Raw genomic sequence first — 22,413 nt, forward strand, 5'->3', positions numbered from 1 at the left:
AGGTTATTAAGCTGCTAAAGCGTAGTTTTCGTCGTTTGCGACTATTTTTTTGCGGTTTTTTAGCGAGGCCTACCGCACCTCGGCATGCACCTTGGGTTTCGCGAATCCCGTCGAATCCAGAATCAGCCCCAAGACTTCTTACTCTAGCAAAAAATTATAAAAGATTCCAGTGGTTAACGGCTGGCATTCTTCATAATTCGTGCTTTGTCCATCTTCCACTCGCGATCTTTAATGTCCGCGCGCTTGTCGTGTTCTTTCTTACCGCGTGCCACACCAATCTTCAGTTTGGCCCAGGCGTTTTTCCAGTACAGCGACAGCGCGACCACAGTGTAACCTTCGCGGTTAACACGGCCGTACAGGGAGTCCAGTTCGCGCTGGTTCAACAGCAGCTTGCGGTTACGCGTGGGATCGCACACCACGTGGCTTGATGCCACCGCCAGCGGCTGAAAAGTGGAACCGAACAGATAGGCTTCGCCATCGCGCAGCAAAATATAGCTGTCGCTGATGTTGGCTTTACCGGCACGCAGTGATTTGACTTCCCATCCTTGCAACGCCATGCCGGCCTCGAACTCTTCTTCAATGAAGTATTCATGGCGGGCGCGTTTGTTGAGGGCAATAGTGGCTGAACCGGGTTTGTGAGCTTTTTTCTTTGTCATAGTGCGGCGTAGTCTACATCACTCAGTCTGTGGGCGCATCCCCTGTCCTGCGGGGCGGTAAAAAACACACTATTTTAGCACAGCTGGCAAAGGCGTGAATTTTTGTTTGGTAGCTTAAAATGGTATAATTCAACGGTTTTGTGATCAACAGGAACCATTATGGCCCAGATTAGCCGTTCAGCGCTGGTCCCGTATAGCGCTGAGCAGATGTACCGGCTCGTGAATGATGTGGATGCTTATCCTGAATTTCTTCCGGGCTGTACCGGCAGCCGCGTGCTGGATAACAGCGGTAACCAGATGACCGCCGCGGTGGATGTCTCCAAAGCCGGCATCAGTAAAACTTTTACCACGCGTAACACCCTGACCGATAACCAGAGCATTCATATGCAGCTGGTCGACGGGCCGTTCCGCAAGCTGACCGGTGGCTGGAAATTTATCTCGCTCGGCGACGATGCCTGCAAGGTTGAGCTCAGCCTCGACTTTGAGTTTACCAATATGCTGGTCGAGATGGCGTTTGGCCGCATCTTCAAAGAGCTGGCCAACAGCATGGTGCAGGCGTTTACCCAGCGCGCCAAAGAGGTTTACCGTGGCTGACATCAGCGTTGAAGTGGTGTACGCGCTACCTGATAAACAGTATCTGCGTGAGGTTAGCCTGGAAGAGGGCGCGACGGTTGAGCAGGCGATTCAGGCATCCGGATTGCTGACGCTGCGCAAAGATATTGACCTGAGCAGCAACAAGGTCGGCATTTTCAGCCGTCCGGTCAAGCTGGGCGATACGCTGCAGGATGGCGATCGGGTCGAGATTTATCGCCCGCTGATTGCCGATCCAAAAGAGATGCGCCGGCAACGGGCAGAGCGCGCGGCAACGAAAAAGTAAATTACAGGCATTAAAAAAGGCGCTCAGGCGCCTTTTTTGTTGCGGCTCACTCAGTCTTCAGTGCCGGTGAGGCGCGGTTTGTTGTCGATGTTCGTCAGCGTACCGTTGCTGTCGAAGGTCAGCGTCAGCGTCTGCTGCTTCACGCTCTCATGACCTGGCTCCTGACGGAACACGTAATACCAGACGTTGCTGCCAAACGGGTCGTGCATCATCGGCGTACCGAGCGTGTAAGCAACCTGCTGCTGCGTCATGCCGGTGTGAATCTTCGAAACGTCGCTGGCGACCAGGTAATTCCCCTGATTGATATCCGGACGATACACAACGCGCTCAAGGGTGGAACATCCGGCGGTCATCATCAACATTACCACTGCCGCGGCAGTCAGCGTTTTACAGCGCATCTATACATTCCTTTTCTGGGGCCAAACGCCTTTCATCAGGCAGTTTTGTTGCCATCAAATTCTGAACTCTGCATACGGCAGGCTTTATTATGGCGATATGACTGCCGATGATAATAAACCTTTGAGCTATTGGAAACCTCTACAGAGCAAGCATATGACCACCAGGCCGCAAAAAAGTGCGGTGTCAGGCTGCTAAAAGTTCTTTTGCGTTCGCCAGCGTGTTGCGTGTGACTTCGCTGCCGCCGAGCAGGCGCGCCAGTTCCTGCAGACGCGCACGCTTATCCAGCGGCTGCATGTGGGTTTCGGTCATCGCACCGTCGGTCTCTTTGCTGACGAAGAAGTGCTGATGACCACAGCCCGCCACCTGCGGCAGGTGAGTCACGCACATCACCTGAGTCGATTCGCCCAGCTGGCGCAGCATCTGGCCAACGACAGCGGCCGTCGGACCGCTGATACCGACGTCAACCTCATCGAAAATCATCGCCGGAGTTTCCATTTTCTGTGCGGTGATCACCTGAATCGCCAGGGCAATTCGTGACAGTTCACCCCCTGAGGCCACTTTACCCAGCGGCTGCAGCGGCTGGCCCGGGTTGGTGGTGACACGGAAATCAATACGGCTGGCACCTTCGGCCGTCAGTTGATCGGCATTGAATTCCAGCATGATGGCAAACTCACCGTGTGGCATGGCGAGGGTGCGCATGCTTTGCGTAATCAGCTGGCTCAGCTCCTGCGCCGAGGCAACGCGTTGCTGATGCAGGGCTTCGGCACAGGCCAGCGCGGCCTGATGATGAGCCACGACGTCGCTCTGCAGGCTTTCCTGATCGCTCTCCTGCTGCGACAGCTGTTCCGCTTCATCCAGCAGCTGCTGATACAGTACCGGCAGCGCTTCCGGTGAAACATGGTGTTTACGCGCCAGCGCAATCTGCCGCGACAGACGCTGCTCCAGCTCGTACAGGCGATTAGGATCGAGGTCGAGCCGTTCACAGTAGTGACGCAGCTCATCGCTGGCTTCACTCAGCTGAATCGCGGCTTCTTCCAGCAGGTTAAATACGCCGCTGACTTTATCGTCCAGCGAGACCAGTTCACTCAGCATATTACGCGCGCTGTAGAGCAGGCTTTGCAGGTTGGTGTCATCGCTGTCGGCAAGAATTTGCAGCGCCTGCTGGCTGGTGGACAGCAGCTGACCGCTGTTCGCCAGGCGCTTGTACTCTTCATCAATCTGCTCAAACTCGCCTGGCTGCGGCGCAAATTCGTTGAGTTCTTTCAGCTGGTACTGCAGCAGTTCGCGGCGGGCTTCACGCTCCTGCGACAGCTGCTGATGCTGTGCCAGCGCGCGGCAGCTGTGATGCCAGCGCTGATAGTGCTGACGCATCTCCGCCAGCCGATCGTCGTGTGCGGCGTAGGCATCCAGCAGGTGTTTCTGGTGATCGGTTTTAAGCAGCAGCTGATGCGCATGCTGACCGTGGATTTGAATCAGTAACTGACCGAGTTCGCGCAGCTGCGACAGCGGTACGGACGTGCCGTTGATAAAGCCACGTGAGCGGCCATCGGCACTGATCACGCGGCGCAACAGGCATTCGTTGCCGTCGTCGAGCTGGTTCTCCGCCAGCCAGCGCTGGGCTGAGGGTGACGCTTTCAGCTGGAAGCGCGCGCAGATATCTGCGCGGCTGGCCCCCTGACGCACCATGTCTGCTTCAGCACGGCCGCCAAGGCACAGGCCCAGCGCATCAATCGCGATGGATTTTCCTGCGCCGGTTTCGCCGGTGATCGCTGTCATGCCACGATGAAAGTCGATCTCCAGTTCACGAACGATAGCAAAGTTACTGATGGTCAGTTGTGCCAGCATAGAATCACCTGTATGTAAAAACAGATATGGTTTTTCATACAGTATAAACTGGTTTTTTATCCAGTAAAGTAGCCGGCAGGCCTTTTCAGAATAATTTTTTTGACCATCCGAGTTTTGAACTTAAGGTGTTAAAATAATTATAATTTTTTGGATGAATTAAATTGAGGTGATTGGCGCTGCGGCGAATCAGCACATCTTCTCCTTCCTGAATCGGCAGGGCGATCTGGCTGTCACAGCTGATCTCCAGGTCGCTGCGCAGCGAGGAAAAACGCAGGCGAATGGTGCTGCTACTGTTGATCACCAGCGGACGCGCCGACAGCGTGTGCGGGAACATCGGCACCAGCGCAATCGCATCGAGCGACGGCGTTAATATCGGCCCGCCCGCCGAAAGCGAATAAGCGGTTGAACCGGTTGGCGTGGAGATAATCAGCCCGTCCGAGCGCTGGGAAAAGGCGAACACTTCGTCGATATAGACTTCAAATTCAATCATGTGCGCCACTTTGCCCGGATGCAGCACCACTTCATTGATGGCGCTGCCGATGCGCGGCGAACACTCTTCTTTGCATACCTGCGCTTCCAGCAAAAAGCGGCTTTCCACGAAATAATCGCCCTGCAGCACGTCATCCAGCTGCTGCTGCGCGTTATCCGGATCGAGGTCCGTGAGGAAGCCGAGATTGCCGCGGTTGATGCCAATCACCTTGATGTCGTAACGAGCCAGCACGCGCGCGGCGCCCAGCATGTTGCCATCGCCGCCAACCACCACCGCCAGATCGGCGTACTGGCCGATGTCCGCCAGGCTGCCGGTACGCACATCCTGCAGGTTCAGCTCGCGAGCGATTTGCTGTTCCACGATCACATCATAGCCTTTGTCAGTCAGCCAGCGCCAGAGCATTTCATGGGTGGTTAACGCAGTGGGATGGCGCGGATGGCCGACGATCCCAATGCAGTTAAAGTGTTTGTTCATTTAGCGGGTGTTCCTCATAAGCCAAAACGGCCAGGCAATGTGATGGGTTCACTTGAAACCGTCAAACTGATCCCCATAATAAGCCAACCAGCGAGATGAATGTGCAAAACGCGGAGAAATTCATGAGTAGTAAAGAACAGAACACCCCAAACGAGCAAGTCTCAGACGAAATTCAACAGGAACAACAGCAGCCGGAAGCGGAGACAGCAACTGAGGTGGATCCGCGTGATGAGCGTATCGCCCAGCTGGAAGCGGAATTAGCGCAGGCGCAGGGTGGCGTGCGTGACGCCCAGCTGCGCGCGCAGGCTGAGATTGAAAATATCCGTCGCCGCGCCGAAATGGACGTGGAAAAAGCGCACAAGTTTGCGCTGGAAAAGTTTGCCAACGAACTGCTGCCGGTGATTGATAGCCTGGAGCGCGCGCTGGAAGTGGCGGATAAAGAGAACACCGAGCTGGCTTCGATGATTGAAGGCATCGAGCTGACGCTGAAATCACTGCTGGGTGCGGTGCGCAAGTTCGGCGTGGAAGTGGTGGGCGAAACTAATGTGCCGTTCAACCCGGAGGTGCATCAGGCGATGTCGATGATGGAGTCTGAAGAAGTGGCGCCAAACCATGTGCTGATGGTGATGCAGCGCGGTTATACCCTCAACGGTCGCCTGCTGCGTCCGGCGATGGTTGCGGTATCAAAAGCCAAAGGCTAAGCCGCTCCCGTGTAACAACGGCCGCTGATGCGGCCGTTTGTGTTTTCAGGGCAGCACCGGCGTCCAGTCAATGGGCGTCTGGCCAGCCTGGCTCAGCAGCGCATTGGCTTTGGAAAAATGCTGACAGCCAAAAAAGCCGCGATGCGCCGAAAGCGGCGAAGGATGCGGTGCTTTCAATACGTGATGACGCTGCGCATCAATAATGCTGCCTTTCTTCTGCGCGTGCGATCCCCACAGCAGGAAAATCACCCCTTCGCGATGGGTGTTGATGGCGCTGATCACATTGTCGGTGAAGGTTTCCCAGCCGAAACGCGCGTGCGAATGCGCTTTGCCAGCTTCCACGGTTAACACCGTATTCAGCAGCAGCACACCCTGTTTCGCCCAGCTTTCAAGAAATCCGTGCTGCGGACGCTGAAAGCCAGGAATGTCCTGTTCCAGCTCTTTGTACATATTCAGCAGCGACGGCGGAATGGCCACGCCCGGCAGGACCGAGAACGCCAGGCCATGCGCCTGATTCGGGCCGTGGTACGGATCCTGGCCGAGGATTACCACTTTGATATCGCCCAGTTCGGTGAGACGGAACGCGTTGAACACGTCCTTTTGCGGCGGATAGACCGTCACGCCCGCTGCTCGCTCTTCAGCTACCGCTTTCAGCGTTTCCACGAAGTAAGGTTTTTCTTTCTCTTCAGCCAGCACATCGTGCCAGGTCAGCTTCTCAGCCATCATTGACTCCCTGCAAATTGATGCCTTTAGCTTAGCGTGTCCGGCGGGGCAGCAGAAGGGTAAAAATAAGTTGAACAATTGCAGAAAAATTTAATGATAAAAGTTGTTATAAATCAATTTATTAAGTTGAAAGCAAAAATTCTGGCCGGACGAAATTGATACAGGTCAAAACGAGCCGGTCTGCGCGGTGATATACCAGAGCATCACATAACCCGAAGAACCGCGCTGTGCTCCTGCCGCAGCGCTAAGCCCTGGAGGCCTCTATGATTACCGGTATTCAAATTACTCAGGCACAAAATCCGCAGCTGCTGAACTCGTTCTGGCTGCTGGACAATGAGAAAGCCGAAGCCCGCTGCCTGTGCGCAAAAGGTGATTTCACGGAAGATCAGGTTGTTGCAGTCAGCGACCTTGGCGAGATTGCTTACCGTGAAATTCCACTGGAGCAGAAACCGCAGGTGCGCGTTGAAGGCGGTCAGCACCTCAACGTAAACGTGCTGCGCCGTGAAACGCTGGAAGATGCGGTGAAGCATCCGGAAAAATATCCGCAGCTGACCATTCGCGTGTCGGGCTATGCGGTGCGCTTTAACGCGCTGACGCCAGAACAGCAGCGTGACGTTATCACCCGTACTTTTACCGAAAGCCTGTAATTGATCGGCTGACGAAAACGCACACAGCAATACAGGCCGCGCCGGTGCTTACTGGCGCGGCTTTTTTTATTTCCTAAAGAGCGAAGAGGGCAGACTGAGGGATTTTACGCCGCGAAAGTGCGATTTCAGCAGGCCAGAAAGCAAAAAATCGCCTCAGGTAGGCGATTTAATTGCCGCGATGCTGTTTTATTCCGCACCGCTCTCCGGTGTGCTGCTGCCGCTTGGCTTGCGGCGTTTACCGATATTTTTAGTATCGCGGTGACGTTTCTTCACGCGCGGTTTCTCTTCTTCTTTTGCTTTCTTCTCTTTGCGCTTCTCAAGCGCCTTTTTCGACGGTTTACCGGTGACTTTAGCACTCGGTGCTCGCGTTTCCGGACGCAGCTCATCGATTACGCGCGATTTAAGTGGCTCGTTGACGTAGCGGCTGATTTTACCCAGCAGCGGATGGTCATGTGCCTCTACCAGCGAGATCGCGGTACCTTTACGTCCGGCGCGGCCGGTACGGCCAATGCGGTGCAGATAGACATCGGCGGTGCGCGGTAAATCATAGTTGATGACGTGGGTGACGTTATCAATGTCGATACCGCGCGCGGCGACATCGGTCGCGACCAGCACGTTAACGCGCCCGTCATTCAGGCGTTTGATCGCTTCGTTACGGTTAGCCTGCACCATTTCGCCTTCGAGGTAGCTGCTGCGCAGGCCGGCTTCGTGCATCCAGGTCACCAGCTCATGCAGGCGCTCACGTTTGCGCACGAACACGATGGCGCGCTTCACTTCCGGCTGCTTCAGCAGATGCACCAGCAGTTTGGTTTTGTGCTCTAGGTTGTCGGCGCGGTAATACCACTGCTGAATCTTTTTGCGCTCGCTTTTGCTTGGATCGGCTTCAATCGCTACCGGATCGTTCAGCAGGCGCTCGGCGAAATCTTTGATGTTGTCGCCTTCCAGCGTGGCCGAGAACAGCAGCGTCTGTTTGCGCCAGCGCGTTTCACCGGCAATGGTCTCGATATCCTGCGCAAAGCCCATGTCCAGCATGCGGTCGGCTTCGTCCAGAATCAGCGTTTCTACCGCGCGGCAGTCAAAGTTCTCTTCTTTGATGTACTGCAGCAGACGGCCGGTGGTCGCGACCACGATGTCCTGATTTTCACTGAACACTTCCGCGTGGTTCATATAGGCCACGCCGCCGGTGATGGTGGCGATATCGAGATGGGTATGTTTGGCCAGCTCGCGCGCCTGGTCGGCAACCTGCATCGCCAGTTCACGCGTCGGCGTGAGGATCAGAATGCGCGGCGGCCCTGATTTTTTACGCGGGAAATCGAGCAGGTGCTGTAAAGCGGGCAGCAGGTAGGCTGCGGTTTTCCCCGTTCCGGTTGGTGCCGAACCCAGAACGTCACGGCCTTCCAGCGCGGCAGGAATGGCCTCAGCCTGAATGGCAGTCGGGCGCGTGAAGCCTTTATCCTGCAGGGCTTCCAGCAGGCTTTCGTCGAGTTCGAGTTCGGAGAATGTGGTTACGGTCATGGTCTACCTCAGTTTGGGGCGCTGATTATAGACAGTTCAGCCACAATCTTCATCTGTTTGTGTTGCACAGGTGAAGGTGAATTCACTTCGCGACCACGTTACACTTCCGGCAGGAGCAAATTCAATGGTCGTTAAGCATGTCTCAGCCGCAACCGCCAGCGCGGGCGATGTTAAGAAAAGATGGATTCACGTTTAAGCAATTTTTTGTCGCGCACGATCGCTGTGCCATGAAGGTCGGCACCGATGGGGTGCTGCTCGGGGCCTGGGCGCCGGTGGCAGGCGTACGGCGCATACTGGATATCGGCTGCGGCAGCGGTCTGATAGCGCTGATGCTGGCGCAGCGCACGCCGGATGACGTCAGTATTGATGCCGTTGAACTGGAGCGCAGCGCCGCCGCGCAGGCGCAGGAGAACGTCGCCGCGTCGCCGTGGGCGCATCGTATCGCGGTACACGCGCAGGACATCGTCAGCTGGAGTGAGCAGGCAGAAAAACGCTACTCGCTGATTGTCAGTAATCCGCCGTTTTTCACGCCGGGCATGGCCTCGGCCAGCGTCGAGCGCGATACCGCGCGCAGCACGGCAACGCTTGATCATCCCACCCTGCTGCGCTGTGCGGCACAGCTGATTGAAGAAGAGGGGCTGTTTTGCGTGGTGCTGCCCGCGGATGCTGGCGAAAACCTGATTGCACTGGCGCGCGCCGAAGGCTGGCATCTACGCTATCGCTATGATGTGGCACCTTACGCGCAGCGACCGCCGAACCGGCTGGTGCTGGGCTTTTCGCCTGCCGCAGGCGAACTCGTGCAGGAGCGTCTCGCCATTCGTGATGAAGATAAAAGCTACTCGGCGGACTGGCTGAGCCTGGTAACCGATTTCTATCTGTTCCGCTAGGCTACCGGCTGCAGCACCGTTGGCTGTGCCTCGGGCAGCGTATGCGGATAGTCGCGGGTGAAGTGCAGCCCGCGGCTCTCTTTGCGCGCCAGCGCACAGCGCACCATCAGCTCTGCCACCTGTACCAGATTGCGCAGCTCCAGCAGATTGTTGGAGAGGCGAAAATGCGCATAGTATTCATCTATCTCCTGCTGTAGCAGCGTAATGCGGCGCAGGGCGCGCTCCAGCCGCTTGGTGGTACGCACGATGCCCATGTAATCCCACATCAACAGCCGCAGCTCATGCCAGTTATGCTGAATCACCACCCGTTCATCGGCATCGTCGACGCGGCTTTCATCCCACGCCGGCAGGTGATCGACGGCGTGCATCTGCGGCAGACGGCGCACAATATCTTCGGCCGCCGACCAGCCATACACCAGACACTCCAGCAGCGAGTTTGATGCCATGCGGTTAGCGCCGTGCAGGCCGGTGTAGCTGACCTCACCAATCGCATACAGCCCGTCGACATCGGTGCGACCATGCTGATCCACCATCACGCCGCCGCAGGTGTAATGCGCGGCGGGCACAATCGGAATCGGCTGCTGTGTCAGATCGAGGCCAAACGTCAGCAGCTTGTCATAAATCATCGGAAAGTGGGCACGCACAAAGCTGGCCGGCTGATGGCTGATGTCGAGATACATGCAGTCGACGCCCAGGCGCTTCATTTCGTGATCGATCGCGCGCGCCACGATATCGCGCGGTGCCAGTTCGGCACGCGCATCGAAATCCGGCATAAAGCGCGAACCGTCCGGGCGCAATAGCCAGGCACCTTCGCCGCGCAGCGCTTCGGTCAGCAAAAAGTTTTGCGCCTGCGGATGAAACAGGCAGGTAGGGTGAAACTGATTGAACTCCAGATTAGCCACCCGGCAGCCGGCGCGCCACGCCATCGCGATGCCGTCGCCGGAAGCGACATCCGGATTAGTGGTGTACTGATATACCTTCGCCGCACCGCCGGTGGCCAGCACCACGCTGCGGGCGCGGCAGGTTTCAACCTGTTCGCGATTGCGATTCCAGATCCACGCGCCCACCACGCGCCGCGTTCCGGGCAGGCCAATTTTATCAGAGAGGATTAAGTCCACCGCGTTGGCACGCTCAATAACGCGAATATTGGGATGGCTGAGCGCCTGGCTGACCAGCGTGGTTTCGACCGCGCGCCCGGTGGCGTCGGCGCTGTGTAAAATACGGCGATGGCTGTGACCGCCTTCGCGCGTCAGGTGATAGCGCGCCTTGCCGTTATGCTGTGGCTCGCGATCAAACGCCACGCCGTTATCGATCAGCCATTGGACGCACGGGCGCGCATTGCTGGCGATAAAATTCACCGTCTCGCGATCGCACAGGCCTGCGCCGGCAATCAGCGTATCTTCGACGTGCGATTCAATGCTGTCGTTCTCATCAAACACCGCCGCAATCCCGCCCTGCGCATACAGCGTGGAGCCTTCGCTAATCTGCGCTTTACTCAGCACCGTTACCTGATAGTGCGGTGCCAGCCGCAGCGCCAGAGATAAACCGGCCGCGCCGCTGCCGACAATCAGTACATCACAGCTATGATCGGGAATGGGATTCATGGTGTTTAATTTACTAAACAAAAGGTCCCCCGAGCATAAGCCCGGACGCTGCTGGTGTGAAGTATTTTGAACAAAAAACGCGGGAAAATTCGACGCAATAATCAGATTGTAATGCGATTTCAGTAAGTTATGTCTGAAAATAAGCGATTAGTGTTTTTTATACCAAACACGCTGAAAATTCAGGGAATAAAGGTGAAAAATGCGGCGTCATAGGGTACTCTGCCAGCGATTATCGGTGCCGCCAACGACACCACCAGTGCGGTAAGTCGCTACACTGAAAGACCATCAACAACAACGATGTCAGGGCACCGGTACAGAAAATATCAGGTCGTGGTGAACTTCAGGCCAGAACGGGACTCTAAGCGCATGCTTGCTCACAATAAATGAGATGTGCTGGCAGTTCACTTACGCATAAAAGAGATTTGGGGAGACATTACCTCGGATGAGCGAGCAGTTAACGGATCAGGTTCTCGTTGAGCGGGTTCAGAAGGGAGATCAAAAGTCATTTAATATACTGGTTATTCGATACCAGCATAAAGTGGCGAGCCTGGTTTCACGCTATGTTCCTTCAGGCGATGTGCCTGATGTGGTTCAGGAATCCTTTATTAAAGCGTATCGCGCACTGGAATCATTCCGTGGCGATAGCGCCTTTTATACATGGCTGTACCGCATCGCGGTGAATACCGCAAAAAATTACCTGGTGGCTCAGGGGCGTCGTCCACCCTCTAGTGATGTGGATGCGATTGATGCAGAAAATTTCGAAAGTGCGGGTGCACTAAAAGAAATTTCGAACCCTGAGAACTTAATGTTGTCAGAGGAACTGAAACAAATTGTTTTTCGGACCATTGAGGCGCTTCCCGAAGATCTGCGTATGGCCATTACCCTGCGGGAATTGGATGGCTTAAGTTACGAAGAGATTGCCGCCATCATGGATTGCCCGGTCGGTACCGTACGTTCGCGTATCTTCCGCGCCCGAGAGGCCATTGATAATAAAGTTCAACCGCTTATCCAACGTCAGTGATAACGGCTACTGGAAGGGTACCAAAGCATGCAGAAAGAAAAACTTTCCGCTTTAATGGATGGTGAAACTTTAGATAACGAGCTGTTGGCGTCGTTATCGAAGGATGCAGATCTACAAAAAAGCTGGGAGAGCTACCATCTGATCCGCGACACCCTGCGGGGCGATGTGGGCGAAGTGCTGCATTTTGATATCTCCGCACGCGTTGCTGCCGCGATCGAAAACGAGCCGGTGCGCAAAGTGACTTCGTTGATCCCGGAAGCACAGCCGGAGCCGTCGCGCTGGCAGAAAATGCCGTTCTGGCGTCGCGGTGGCGGCTGGGTTGCTCAGGTCACGCAGATCGGTGTGGCGGCCTGTGTGTCGCTGGCGGTGATCGTCGGTGTGCAGCACTACAACAGCTCACCGGCGGGCAGCGCGACGGAAACGTCGGATGCACCAGCCTTTAATACCTTACCGATGATGGGTAAAGCGTCACCGGTCAGCCTGGGCGTGCCGTCTGATGCTTTTGACACCAACAGCTCAAATCAGCAGGTGCAGGAGCAGCGTCGCCGCGTGAATGCCATGCTGCAGGATTACGAACTGCAACGCCGTCTGCATGCCGATCAGGTGCAGTTTGAGAGCAATGCGCCGCAACAGGCGCAGGCTAACGTTCCCGGAACTCAGTCGTTAGGAACTCAACAGCAGTAATGAAGCAGCTTTGGTGTGCCGTTAGCCTGCTGGCAGGCAGCCTGCTTTGGTCATCTACCGCCCCGGCGCAGACATCTGCGTCCGGGGCGTTGTTACAGCAGATGGAGCAGGCCAGCCAGAACCTCAACTACGAATTCGCCTATATCAATGTCTCACGTCTGGGCATTGAATCCCTGCGTTACCGCCATGCGGTTATCGACAATCGCGTATTCGCCCAGCTATTACAGATGGACGGACCGCGCCGTGAGGTGATCCAGCGCGGCAACGACATCAGCTATTTCGAACCGGGTCTCGATCCGTTCTCGCTGCCGGGCAACCACATTATTGATGCGCTGCCGGCGCTGATGTTCGCTGACTTCTCGCGCCTTGGCGATGCCTACGATTTTATTCCGGTAGGGCGTTCCCGCATGGCCGATCAGATGTGCGAAGTGGTGCGCATCGTGTCGCGTGACGGCACGCGTTACAGCTACGTGGTGTGGCTGGACGTCGATACCAAATTGCCGCTGCGGATTGATTTGCTGGATCGCGACGGTGAGACGCTGGAACAGTTCCGCGTCATCAGTTTTGCCGTTGATGAAGGCGTGCGCAATCTGATGCAGGGGCTGGAAAAAGCCAATCTGCCGCCGTCGCTGTCGTTACCGGCGGGCGACAAAGTGCAGCTCAGCTGGCAGCCTGGCTGGTTACCGGCCGGCATGAAGCTGATTTCGCAAAGCCGGCGTGATATTCCGGCGATGAACAAAACCGTAGAATCCCGTCTGTACAGCGATGGCTTGTTCAGCTTCGCTATTAACATCACGCCTGCCGATAAAAGCAGTTCGCCACAGTCATTGCGCACTGGGCGTCGTACGGTACAGACCGAAGTGCGCGATAATCGTGAAATTACCGTGGTAGGCGAATTGCCGCCGACCACCGCCAAACGTATCGCGGACAGCATAGATTCAGGTGCGACAAAATGATGAGAGAATGGGCCACCGTAGTGGCATGGAAAGAGGGCGTCGCTACTCTGCATTCGGAAGCGAAAACCTCCTGCAACAGTTGTTCAGCGCGCAAAGGCTGCGGCAGCCATGCGCTCAACCAACTGGGACCGAAAAACGCCCATGTGATGACCATCGCCAGTCCGGAGCCGCTGCAGCCGGGCCAGCGCATTGAGCTGGGCATTCGCGAAAGCAGCCTGCTCGGTTCTGCGCTGCTGGTGTATATGACGCCGCTGTTTGGTCTGTTCCTGGTTGCGGGCCTGTTCCAGATGCTGTTCCACAGCGACCTGGCGGCGGCCTGCGGTGCGCTGCTGGGTGGCGTTGGCGGCTTTATTGTTGCCAAAGGGGTTTCCAGCCGGTTTGGCGATCGCGAAGCGTTCCAGCCGGTGATTCTCAGCGTTGCGCTCCCGCCTGATGCGCTACGGGTGGAAAACCACAGTTGATCCCCGTTCAGGCCGCGTATTGCGCGGCCTTTTCATTTCGTCTTAATCGCTGAATTCTGTTGCGATTCCCCGCAGTTCCATTCTTTAACGCGCGGCGTTAACAGTGTAATATGCGTCGTCATTAATGAGGCTGACAGGGTTCCGGGTAAAGCTCACTTTCCTGAATGTGTCTGTGCTCAAGTTTTCCACTGATTTTTTACGTGAAGATATTCATATAAATGAAGCACATACGAAATTTCTCTATCATCGCTCACATTGACCACGGCAAATCAACGCTGTCAGACCGTTTGATTCAAATTTGTGGTGGCCTTAGCGATCGTGAGATGGCAGCGCAAGTTCTGGACTCCATGGATCTGGAGCGCGAGCGCGGCATCACCATCAAAGCGCAGAGCGTGACTCTCGATTACAAAGCGTTGAACGGTGAAACTTACCAGCTCAATTTTATCGATACTCCCGGTCACGTTGACTTCTCTTACGAAGTTTCCCGCTCTCTGGCGGCGTGTGAAGGGGCATTGCTGGTGGTCGATGCAGGCCAGGGCGTTGAAGCACAGACGCTGGCAAACTGCTACACCGCAATGGAAATGGATCTGGAAGTGGTACCGGTTCTGAACAAAATCGACTTGCCTGCGGCCGATCCAGAGCGTGTGGCGGAAGAGATTGAAGACATCGTGGGTATCGATGCTGCTGATGCGGTGCGCTGCTCGGCGAAAACCGGCGTGGGCGTGCCTGATGTGCTTGAGCGTCTGGTGCGTGATATTCCACCACCGGAAGGCGATCCTGAAGGGCCGCTGCAGGCGCTGATCATCGACTCCTGGTTTGATAACTACCTTGGCGTAGTGTCCTTGATTCGTATCAAGAACGGTACACTGCGCAAAGGCGACAAAGTGAAGGTGATGAGTACCGGCCAGACGTATAACGCTGACCGTCTCGGTATTTTCACGCCTAAGCAGGTTGACCGTAACGAACTGAACTGCGGCGAAGTGGGCTGGTTAGTGTGCGCGATTAAAGACATCCTCGGCGCGCCAGTCGGCGATACGCTGACGCTGCAGCGCAACCCTGCGGACAAAGTGTTGCCGGGCTTTAAAAAGGTGAAACCACAGGTTTACGCCGGTCTGTTCCCGATCAGCTCTGATGACTATGAAGCGTTCCGCGATGCACTGGGCAAACTGAGCCTGAACGATGCTTCCCTGTTCTATGAGCCAGAAAGCTCGACAGCATTGGGCTTTGGTTTCCGTATTGGCTTCCTGGGTCTGCTGCACATGGAGATCATTCAGGAGCGTCTGGAGCGTGAATACGATCTCGACCTGATCACCACGGCACCAACAGTAGTCTACGAAGTGGAAACCACCGATGGTCAGGTGATCTACGTCGACAGCCCTTCCAAGCTGCCGCCGCTGAATAACATCGCTGAACTGCGTGAACCGATCGCGGAGTGCCACATGTTGCTGCCACAGGAGTTCCTCGGCAACGTTATCACCCTGTGTATCGAAAAACGTGGCGTTCAGACCAACATGGTTTACCACGGTAAACAAGTTGCGCTGACTTACGAAATTCCAATGGCGGAAGTGGTGCTCGACTTCTTCGACCGTCTGAAATCGACGTCTCGCGGCTATGCATCGCTTGACTACAACTTTAAACGTTTCCAAGCCTCTGACATGGTGCGTGTCGACGTGATGATTAACTCAGAACGTGTTGATGCGCTGGCGCTGATTACCCACCGTGATAACTCACAGTATCGTGGCCGCGACCTCGTGGAGAAGATGAAAGATCTGATCCCGCGTCAGCAGTTCGATATTGCTATTCAGGCGGCCATCGGCAACCACATTATCGCTCGCTCAACGGTCAAACAGCTGCGTAAAAACGTCCTGGCAAAATGCTATGGCGGTGACGTTAGCCGTAAGAAGAAACTGTTGCAGAAGCAGAAAGACGGTAAGAAGCGAATGAAGCAGGTCGGCAACGTTGAGCTGCCGCAGGAAGCATTCCTTGCCATTCTGCATGTCGGTAAAGACAGCAAATAAGGAACTTTAATGGCTAATATGTTCGCCCTGATTCTGGTGATTGCCACTCTGTTAACCGGCATCATCTGGTGTATCGATCGCTTTAAGTGGGCCCCGGCGCGCCGGGCAAAGCAGGCGGCGGCACAGGCTCAGGCAGGTAATTCGCTCGACAGCAAAACGCTGGCCAAAGTGGCCGCGCAGCCGGGCTGGGTTGAAACCGCAGCGTCGGTGTTCCCGGTGCTGGCGGTGGTACTGATCGTGCGCTCGTTTATCTTCGAACCGTTTCAGATCCCTTCTGGCTCGATGATGCCGACGCTGCTGATTGGCGACTTCATCCTGGTGGAGAAATTTGCTTACGGCATCAAAGATCCGATCACGCAAACCACGCTGATCCCGACCGGCCATCCGCAGCGCGGAGATGTCGCGGTGTTCAAATACCCGAAAGATCCGAGCGTGGATTACATCAAGCGCGTGATCGGTCTGCCGGGCGACAAAGTGGTGTTTGATCCTTACAGCAAAACGCTGACCATCAACCCAGGCTGCGGCACGGGCAAGTGTGACACGGCGCTGCCGGTGACCTATACCAACATTGAGCCAAGCGATTTCATCCAGACCTTCAGCGGCTTTGATGGTAACGAAACCGGCAACGGTTTCTACCAGGTGCCGCAGGGCGAAACGCTGCGGGGCGGCCTGCGTCTTGGCACGCGCAAAGAGACGCTGGGCAACGTCACGCACGATATCCTGCTGGTGAACGAAGCGCAGAGCCAGGCGAGCATGTATTATCAGCAGCCGGGTCAGCCGCAGGCCACGTGGATTGTGCCGCAGGGGCAATACTTCATGATGGGCGATAACCGTGATAACAGCGCCGACAGCCGCTACTGGGGCTTTGTGCCCGAGAAGAATCTGGTCGGCAAAGCAGTTGCTATCTGGATGAGCTTTGAGAAACAGGAAGGACAGTGGCCGACCGGCGTGCGACTGAGTCGCATTGGCGGTATTCACTGATTTAAAAACGGCTGGCTTCCTGCGAGTCAGGGAGCCACTGCACACCAAACAGAACGTGCTGGACCTTCAGCCCTGTTTGGTATGCAGAGTCACAGACGCACAGAACAACTGGAATCGCATGAACCCCATCCTCATTAACAAGCTGCAGCGCAAACTGGGCTACACTTTTACTCATCCGGAATTACTGCAGCAGGCTCTGACTCACCGCAGCGCCAGCAGCAAACATAACGAGCGTCTTGAATTTCTTGGCGATTCTATCCTCAGCTATGTGATTGCCAACGCGCTGTATCACCGCTTCCCGCGCGTGGACGAAGGCGACATGAGCCGCATGCGTGCCACGCTGGTACGCGGCAACACGCTGGCCGAAATGGCGCGCGAGTTTGAGCTGGGCGAATGTCTGCGTCTTGGGCCGGGCGAGCTGAAAAGCGGCGGGTTCCGCCGGGAATCCATCCTCGCGGATACCGTAGAGGCGCTGATCGGCGGCATCTTCCTCGACAGCAACATTCAGACGGTCGAGAAGCTGATTCTCGACTGGTATCAGAATCGCCTTGAGCAGATCAGCCCGGGCGATAAGCAAAAAGATCCGAAAACGCGCCTGCAGGAGTATCTGCAGGGCCGTCATCTGCCGCTGCCATCTTATCTGGTGGTACAGGTGCGTGGCGAAGCGCACGATCAGGAATTCACCATTCACTGTCAGGTGAGTGGGATGGCTGAACCGGTGGTGGGCGTGGGCTCCAGCCGCCGTAAAGCAGAGCAGGCCGCCGCCGAACAGGCGTTAATTAAGCTCGGCCTCGAATAAATTGTCATTTCGCAGCCTCAGCAGTGAGGCTGCCCAATCAGGACCCGAATGAGCGAACTCGAAACATACAGCGGCTTTATCGCGATTGTCGGCCGGCCTAACGTCGGCAAATCCACCTTACTGAACCAGCTGCTGGGGCAGAAGGTGTCGATCACCTCGCGCAAGCCGCAAACCACGCGCCACCGCATCATGGGTATTCATACCGAAGGCGCTTATCAGGCGATCTACGTGGATACACCCGGCCTGCACATGGAAGAGAAGCGGGCGATCAACCGCCTGATGAACCGTGCTGCCAGCAGCTCCATCGGTGACGTTGAGCTGGTAATTTTTGTGGTGGAAGGCACGCGCTGGACGCCCGACGATGAGATGGTGCTGAACAAGCTGCGTGACGGAAAAGTGCCGGTGGTGCTGGCGGTAAACAAAGTCGACAACATCCAGGATAAAAGCATCCTGCTGCCGCACCTGCAGTTCCTCAGCCAGCAGATGAACTTCCTCGAGATCGTGCCGATCTCCGCCGAAACCGGTAAAAACGTGGATGCCATTGCGGAGATCGCCCGCAAGCGCCTGCCGCTGTCGGATCACCACTTCCCGGAAGACTACATCACCGATCGCTCGCAGCGTTTCATGGCTTCAGAAATCATCCGTGAAAAACTGATGCGCTTCCTCGGCGCCGAGTTACCGTATTCGGTTACCGTGGAGATTGAGCAGTTCGTCTCTAACGAGCGCGGCGGCTATGACATCAACGGTTTGATTCTGGTCGAGCGCGAAGGGCAGAAGAAGATGGTGATTGGCAACAAAGGTGCCAAAATCAAAACCATCGGTATCGAAGCGCGTAAAGACATGGAAGAGATGTTCGAGGCGAAAGTCCATCTCGAGCTGTGGGTTAAAGTGAAATCGGGCTGGGCGGACGACGAACGTGCGCTGCGCAGCCTGGGTTATACAGACGACTAATTGATGGAAGGCTGGCAACGCGCCTTTGTGCTGCATAGTCGCCCTTACAGCGAAACCAGCCTGCTGCTCGATCTGTTCAGCGAAAGTCAGGGACGCGTCCGCGTCCTTGCCAAGGGCGCACGCTCGCGCCGTTCCCAGCTTAAAGGCGCACTGCAACCCTTTACACCGCTACTGGTGCGCTGGGGCGGCCGTGGCGAAGTCAAAACCCTGCGTAACGCCGAAGCGGTGTCGCTGGCGCTGCCGCTCAGCGGCATCACGCTCTACTGTGGCCTGTATGTTAACGAGCTGCTGTCGCGGGTGCTGGAGCAGGAAATTCCCTTCTCCGAACTGTTCTTCGATTATCTCTCATGTATCCAGACGCTGGCGGCGGCCAACGGTTCGCCCGAGCCAGCGCTGCGCCGTTTTGAGCTGGCACTGCTGGGGCATCTGGGCTACGGCGTCGACTTTCTGCACTGCGCCGGCAGCGGCGAGGCGGTCGACGACGGTATGACTTACAGCTATCGCGAAGAGAAAGGCTTTATCGCCAGTCTGGTGGTCAATCAGCGCAGTTTCACTGGCCGCCAGCTGCGCGCGCTGTGGGAGCGAGAATTTCCCGATGCCGACACGCTGCGTGCCGCCAAACGCTTCACGCGCATGGCGCTGAAACCTTATCTGGGCGGTAAGCCGCTGAAGAGCCAGGAGCTGTTCCGTCAGTTTGTGCCGAAAAAACGACCGAACGTGGCAAACGATGAGCGCGGGTGATGCACCTGACAGGCTCCGCGCGTTACACTGCAAACATACTGAACACATTTAAGGATTGTCATGGCTGAGTTGCTGTTAGGGGTCAACATCGATCACATCGCCACCGTACGTAACGCGCGTGGCACAAATTATCCCGATCCGGTACAGGCCGCGTTTGTCGCGGAGCAGGCGGGCGCAGACGGCATTACCGTGCACCTGCGTGAAGACCGCCGTCACATCACCGATCGCGACGTGCGGATCCTGCGCGACACCATTCATACCCGCATGAATCTTGAGATGGCGGTCACCGACGAAATGGTGGGCATCGCCTGTGACATCAAACCGCATTTTGTCTGCCTGGTGCCGGAAAAGCGTCAGGAAGTGACCACCGAAGGCGGCCTTGATGTGGCCGGTCAGCAGGACAAAGTCAACGCGGCAGTCAAACAGCTGAGCGAGGCGGGCATTCTGGTGTCGCTGTTTATCGATGCCGATCAGCGCCAGATTGAAGCGGCGGTCGCCAGCGGTGCGCCTTACATTGAAATTCACACTGGCGCCTATGCTGAAGCAGCGGAAGGGCTGGCACGCGATGCCGAACTGGCGCGTATCGCCAGCGCTGCGACCTTTGCTGCCAGCCGCGGCCTGAAGGTCAATGCTGGCCACGGTCTGACGTATCACAACGTTCAGCCGATTGCTGCGCTGCCGGAAATGCATGAGCTGAACATTGGTCACGCGATTATCGGTCGTGCGCTGTTCAGCGGTCTCGCAGCGGCGGTTAGCGACATGAAAGCGCTGATGCGGGAAGCGCGCCGCTAATGGCCATTCTGGGGCTGGGCAGCGATATCGTCGAGATCGAGCGTATCGCCGGCGTAATTGAACGCTCTGGCGATCGCCTGGCGCGCCGCGTGCTGAGCGAAGCTGAGTGGCAGCAGTATCAGGCGCATCAGCAGCCGGTGCGCTTCCTCGCCAAACGTTTTGCGGTGAAAGAGGCGGCGGCAAAAGCCTTCGGCACCGGCATTCGCGGCGGCTTAGCGTTTAATCAGTTTGAAGTGTACAACGATGCGCTGGGGAAGCCTGGCCTGCGCTTCTTTGAACAGGCCAAAGTGATTGCCAGCCAGCTGGGCGTGCAGCATGTGCACGTCACGCTGGCCGACGAGCGCCACTATGCCTGCGCCACGGTGATTATCGAAGATTAAGCGTGCAGCAGCACAAACTTCTCCCACAGCGCGTCGCGACTTTCCACGTGCTGTGGGTCTGAAAGAATAGTGTTATCAATCGGGCAGACGCTCTGACAGGTCGGCTCATCATAATGACCCACGCACTCAGTGCAGCGGTCAGCGTCGATCTGATAGATCGATTCACCCATGCTGATCGCCTGGTTCGGGCACTCAGGCTCGCACATGTCGCAGTTAATGCAGCGCTCAGTAATTATCAGTGCCATTGCATAAGCTCATCAGTTGCTTGTTTTCATTGCATGTTTCATGGTTAGTTCCGCTCTCCGGCGCAAAACGCCTGCTGAAATAGCGCTTTGCAGTGTGATTTTTCAATCGATGCAGGCGTACACCAGCGGGGCGATCCCCTGAGCGGCACGCATATTATCACGCCGGGTGGCGTTCAAAAAATGACTTAGCGTAGTATTCGGCCGCCAGCAGAACGTGGCGACGTGGCTGCGACCAGCCGATCTGATGTCGCGCCATAGCCAGAAAACCACGCAACGGTAAGCAGAGCCGTTGCGTGGTAAGCGAAATAGTGGCGGCGCTGGCCTTTATTTTACCGGTGCCAGCACGTGGGTGGCATCCAGCGTCATACAATCACCTGGACATTGATCGCTGCCGTAGATAACGGGCACCTTTGGCAAGGAAAACTTCATCGCGTGCTCTTTTTTAATCGCGTCGGCCATACCGGCAAAGGACCATGGCATACCCAGCGAAAGCGAACCGAACTCATCGTATTTTTTGGATTTTGCGACAGCAGGTAAGTTGTCGCTATCGATACGATAATAAAGCTGGCCAGAGTATTCTGCAGGCACGTTCTCTATGATTGCGCTGCTTAACAACTGATACTCGCGCTGCTGAGGCGTAGAAAAGCCCTTCTGAATATTCAGCATGCATGAGAGCACTGCAATAACGAGGCAAACGATACTGGCAGACGTGGTTATCTTCAGCTTATTAAAAATCACGAATAAGCCAGCAATGAAGGCTGAGGTGGTGATTAACGATAGCGCGATAACCGTGCGATAGGCTGCCCAGTCTTCGCTCACCAAAAGATTAGGAATGCCCGCCGCGACCAGGAAAAACATGAACAGAAAAGCGTTATGCGGTTTGAAATCGGGTGCCTTCACAATGCCCACGATTCTCAGTGAGCAGGAGATGATAATGCTGACAATCGAGCGCCCGGTATCAAAGTTGCACAGCGCATTTCTGAGCGGCTCAGCGATAAACCAGGTGATTTTTTTCAGCGGCGCTAAGGTGATATTGGTTCTGGCCAGTACTTCATTGAACAGCACGAGCGGCAGAACTTTCGCCAGTACCAGTGCCATCACCATGCCAAATCCCAGCATCAACATCAGCTTGATCACCGCGCTGCGCTGATAATTATTCCGGGTCATGCCCAGATCGAGCAGGGCAAAGAATAAGAAGCTCATGGCTGCGGGTTGGTAAATCGCAAAGGAAAGCGTCAGGCAAATAGCTGACAGTAGCACCCGGCCCAGGCCTTTGTTTTCCGCCAGCGTTGAATAACTGATGCCCGCCAGCAGCACGGACAGGACATAAGGAAAGCAGACTGTCCAGCCGACAAAAACCTGAAATGAGGGCAGCAAACAAATCAACGTGGCAAACGTCAGACGCTGGACCGCGCTGGCGAAAATGCTGCGACGCTCAAGGAAACGGATGATGTAACCGCCCAGTAAAATCAGGCTTAATAATGAGAGTACACGAAGCCAGGTCAAATCCTGCACGTCATCGATCAGGAAAGCGATGAAGTAACGGATAGCACCATAAAAAGGGGT

The 22,413-nt window shown here is 55.9% G+C and carries 25 protein-coding genes and 1 other RNA gene; 16 read left to right on the forward strand and 10 right to left on the reverse strand.

Going from position 1 to position 22,413, the window contains the following annotated elements:
* Together ssrA and smpB are read right to left on the reverse strand one after the other, a co-directional pair.
* Window positions 1-130: a transfer-messenger RNA gene (gene ssrA, locus QMM04_RS11230) on the reverse strand; the annotation flags it as partial.
* A 43-nt stretch (window positions 131-173) separates the two neighbouring features.
* Window positions 174-656 carry an SsrA-binding protein SmpB gene (gene smpB / locus QMM04_RS11235; RefSeq protein ID WP_021506506.1) on the reverse strand — a complete coding sequence of 161 codons (483 nt, stop codon included), beginning with the start codon at window positions 654-656 and terminating at the stop codon, window positions 174-176.
* A 159-nt stretch (window positions 657-815) separates the two neighbouring features.
* Here smpB and QMM04_RS11240 point away from each other — a divergent pair, with 159 nt between their 5' ends.
* Both QMM04_RS11240 and QMM04_RS11245 read left to right on the forward strand, forming a co-directional pair.
* Window positions 816-1,250, forward strand: a complete 435-nt coding sequence (locus QMM04_RS11240; RefSeq protein WP_021506507.1) for a type II toxin-antitoxin system RatA family toxin — start codon at window positions 816-818, stop codon at window positions 1,248-1,250.
* Window positions 1,243-1,533, forward strand: a complete 291-nt coding sequence (locus QMM04_RS11245) for an RnfH family protein (RefSeq protein WP_159378631.1) — start codon at window positions 1,243-1,245, stop codon at window positions 1,531-1,533. Before QMM04_RS11240 ends, QMM04_RS11245 begins: the two co-directional genes overlap by 8 nt.
* A gap of 50 nt (window positions 1,534-1,583) precedes the next feature.
* Here QMM04_RS11245 and bamE read toward each other — a convergent pair whose 3' ends face one another.
* The 3 genes from bamE to nadK form a co-directional block, all read right to left on the reverse strand.
* The gene (bamE, locus tag QMM04_RS11250; RefSeq protein ID WP_282996192.1) at window positions 1,584-1,931 is read right to left on the reverse strand and encodes an outer membrane protein assembly factor BamE; all 348 of its coding nucleotides are present in this window, start codon (window positions 1,929-1,931) and stop codon (window positions 1,584-1,586) included.
* A 184-nt stretch (window positions 1,932-2,115) separates the two neighbouring features.
* Window positions 2,116-3,777, reverse strand: coding sequence for a DNA repair protein RecN (recN, locus tag QMM04_RS11255; protein ID WP_058775634.1), 1,662 nt, complete (start codon window positions 3,775-3,777; stop codon window positions 2,116-2,118).
* An 85-nt stretch (window positions 3,778-3,862) separates the two neighbouring features.
* Complete coding sequence (gene nadK / locus QMM04_RS11260; protein ID WP_058758272.1) at window positions 3,863-4,741, reverse strand: NAD(+) kinase; 879 nt, start codon at window positions 4,739-4,741, stop codon at window positions 3,863-3,865.
* 122 nt (window positions 4,742-4,863) lie between these two features.
* On the opposite strand from nadK, the gene grpE reads away from it, so the two are divergent.
* Window positions 4,864-5,442, forward strand: coding sequence for a nucleotide exchange factor GrpE (gene grpE / locus QMM04_RS11265; RefSeq protein ID WP_282996193.1), 579 nt, complete (start codon window positions 4,864-4,866; stop codon window positions 5,440-5,442).
* 45 nt (window positions 5,443-5,487) lie between these two features.
* Here grpE and ung read toward each other — a convergent pair whose 3' ends face one another.
* Window positions 5,488-6,165, reverse strand: coding sequence for a uracil-DNA glycosylase (ung, locus tag QMM04_RS11270; RefSeq protein ID WP_058775636.1), 678 nt, complete (start codon window positions 6,163-6,165; stop codon window positions 5,488-5,490).
* Window positions 6,166-6,428: 263 nt separating this feature from the next.
* Here ung and grcA point away from each other — a divergent pair, with 263 nt between their 5' ends.
* Entirely contained in the window at window positions 6,429-6,812 is a 384-nt protein-coding gene (gene grcA / locus QMM04_RS11275) for an autonomous glycyl radical cofactor GrcA (protein WP_021506514.1), read from the forward strand.
* A gap of 186 nt (window positions 6,813-6,998) precedes the next feature.
* Here grcA and srmB read toward each other — a convergent pair whose 3' ends face one another.
* On the reverse strand, window positions 6,999-8,327 hold the full coding sequence (gene srmB / locus QMM04_RS11280; RefSeq protein ID WP_021506515.1) for an ATP-dependent RNA helicase SrmB: 1,329 nt from the start codon (window positions 8,325-8,327) through the stop codon (window positions 6,999-7,001).
* Between the two features lie 137 nt (window positions 8,328-8,464).
* On the opposite strand from srmB, the gene QMM04_RS11285 reads away from it, so the two are divergent.
* Entirely contained in the window at window positions 8,465-9,214 is a 750-nt protein-coding gene (locus QMM04_RS11285; RefSeq protein WP_058770868.1) for a tRNA1(Val) (adenine(37)-N6)-methyltransferase, read from the forward strand.
* On the opposite strand, the gene nadB is transcribed toward QMM04_RS11285, so the two are convergent.
* Window positions 9,211-10,818 carry an L-aspartate oxidase gene (nadB, locus tag QMM04_RS11290; RefSeq protein WP_282996195.1) on the reverse strand — a complete coding sequence of 536 codons (1,608 nt, stop codon included), beginning with the start codon at window positions 10,816-10,818 and terminating at the stop codon, window positions 9,211-9,213. The genes QMM04_RS11285 and nadB overlap by 4 nt on opposite strands.
* A gap of 442 nt (window positions 10,819-11,260) precedes the next feature.
* Between nadB and rpoE the strand changes: the two genes are divergently transcribed.
* The 11 genes from rpoE (at window position 11,261) to acpS (ending at window position 20,602) form a co-directional block, all read left to right on the forward strand.
* Window positions 11,261-11,839, forward strand: a complete 579-nt coding sequence (gene rpoE, locus QMM04_RS11295) for an RNA polymerase sigma factor RpoE (RefSeq protein WP_039329921.1) — start codon at window positions 11,261-11,263, stop codon at window positions 11,837-11,839.
* Between the two features lie 27 nt (window positions 11,840-11,866).
* Window positions 11,867-12,523 carry an anti-sigma-E factor RseA gene (gene rseA, locus QMM04_RS11300; RefSeq protein ID WP_021506518.1) on the forward strand — a complete coding sequence of 219 codons (657 nt, stop codon included), beginning with the start codon at window positions 11,867-11,869 and terminating at the stop codon, window positions 12,521-12,523.
* Window positions 12,523-13,479, forward strand: coding sequence for a sigma-E factor regulatory protein RseB (gene rseB / locus QMM04_RS11305; protein ID WP_031279374.1), 957 nt, complete (start codon window positions 12,523-12,525; stop codon window positions 13,477-13,479). The genes rseA and rseB overlap by 1 nt, the downstream gene beginning before the upstream one ends.
* The gene (gene rseC, locus QMM04_RS11310; RefSeq protein ID WP_021506520.1) at window positions 13,476-13,940 is read left to right on the forward strand and encodes a SoxR-reducing system protein RseC; all 465 of its coding nucleotides are present in this window, start codon (window positions 13,476-13,478) and stop codon (window positions 13,938-13,940) included. Before rseB ends, rseC begins: the two co-directional genes overlap by 4 nt.
* A gap of 218 nt (window positions 13,941-14,158) precedes the next feature.
* Window positions 14,159-15,958, forward strand: coding sequence for a translation elongation factor 4 (lepA, locus tag QMM04_RS11315; RefSeq protein WP_039329914.1), 1,800 nt, complete (start codon window positions 14,159-14,161; stop codon window positions 15,956-15,958).
* A 9-nt stretch (window positions 15,959-15,967) separates the two neighbouring features.
* Window positions 15,968-16,939: a signal peptidase I gene (gene lepB, locus QMM04_RS11320; protein ID WP_021506522.1), complete on the forward strand. Its 972-nt coding sequence runs from the start codon at window positions 15,968-15,970 to the stop codon at window positions 16,937-16,939.
* 118 nt (window positions 16,940-17,057) lie between these two features.
* Window positions 17,058-17,738: a ribonuclease III gene (gene rnc / locus QMM04_RS11325; protein WP_021506523.1), complete on the forward strand. Its 681-nt coding sequence runs from the start codon at window positions 17,058-17,060 to the stop codon at window positions 17,736-17,738.
* 48 nt (window positions 17,739-17,786) lie between these two features.
* Complete coding sequence (gene era / locus QMM04_RS11330; RefSeq protein WP_058758278.1) at window positions 17,787-18,689, forward strand: GTPase Era; 903 nt, start codon at window positions 17,787-17,789, stop codon at window positions 18,687-18,689.
* A 3-nt stretch (window positions 18,690-18,692) separates the two neighbouring features.
* Entirely contained in the window at window positions 18,693-19,430 is a 738-nt protein-coding gene (recO, locus tag QMM04_RS11335; protein WP_021506525.1) for a DNA repair protein RecO, read from the forward strand.
* Between the two features lie 60 nt (window positions 19,431-19,490).
* Window positions 19,491-20,222, forward strand: coding sequence for a pyridoxine 5'-phosphate synthase (pdxJ, locus tag QMM04_RS11340; RefSeq protein WP_021506526.1), 732 nt, complete (start codon window positions 19,491-19,493; stop codon window positions 20,220-20,222).
* Complete coding sequence (acpS, locus tag QMM04_RS11345; protein ID WP_010617758.1) at window positions 20,222-20,602, forward strand: holo-ACP synthase; 381 nt, start codon at window positions 20,222-20,224, stop codon at window positions 20,600-20,602. Before pdxJ ends, acpS begins: the two co-directional genes overlap by 1 nt.
* Here the strand turns inward: acpS and QMM04_RS11350 are convergent.
* Together QMM04_RS11350 and QMM04_RS11355 are read right to left on the reverse strand one after the other, a co-directional pair.
* Window positions 20,599-20,847: a YfhL family 4Fe-4S dicluster ferredoxin gene (locus QMM04_RS11350; protein WP_010617759.1), complete on the reverse strand. Its 249-nt coding sequence runs from the start codon at window positions 20,845-20,847 to the stop codon at window positions 20,599-20,601. The genes acpS and QMM04_RS11350 overlap by 4 nt on opposite strands.
* Before the next feature lie 324 nt (window positions 20,848-21,171).
* A complete protein-coding gene (locus QMM04_RS11355) occupies window positions 21,172-22,362 on the reverse strand; it encodes a glucosyltransferase domain-containing protein (protein ID WP_349253923.1) in 1,191 nt (396 codons plus the stop codon).
* Window positions 22,363-22,413 lie beyond the last annotated feature (51 nt).

This window comes from Pantoea sp. Pa-EAmG, from assembly GCF_030024295.1.
In the GTDB taxonomy this organism is placed as follows: Bacteria; Pseudomonadota; Gammaproteobacteria; order Enterobacterales; family Enterobacteriaceae; genus Pantoea; species Pantoea dispersa.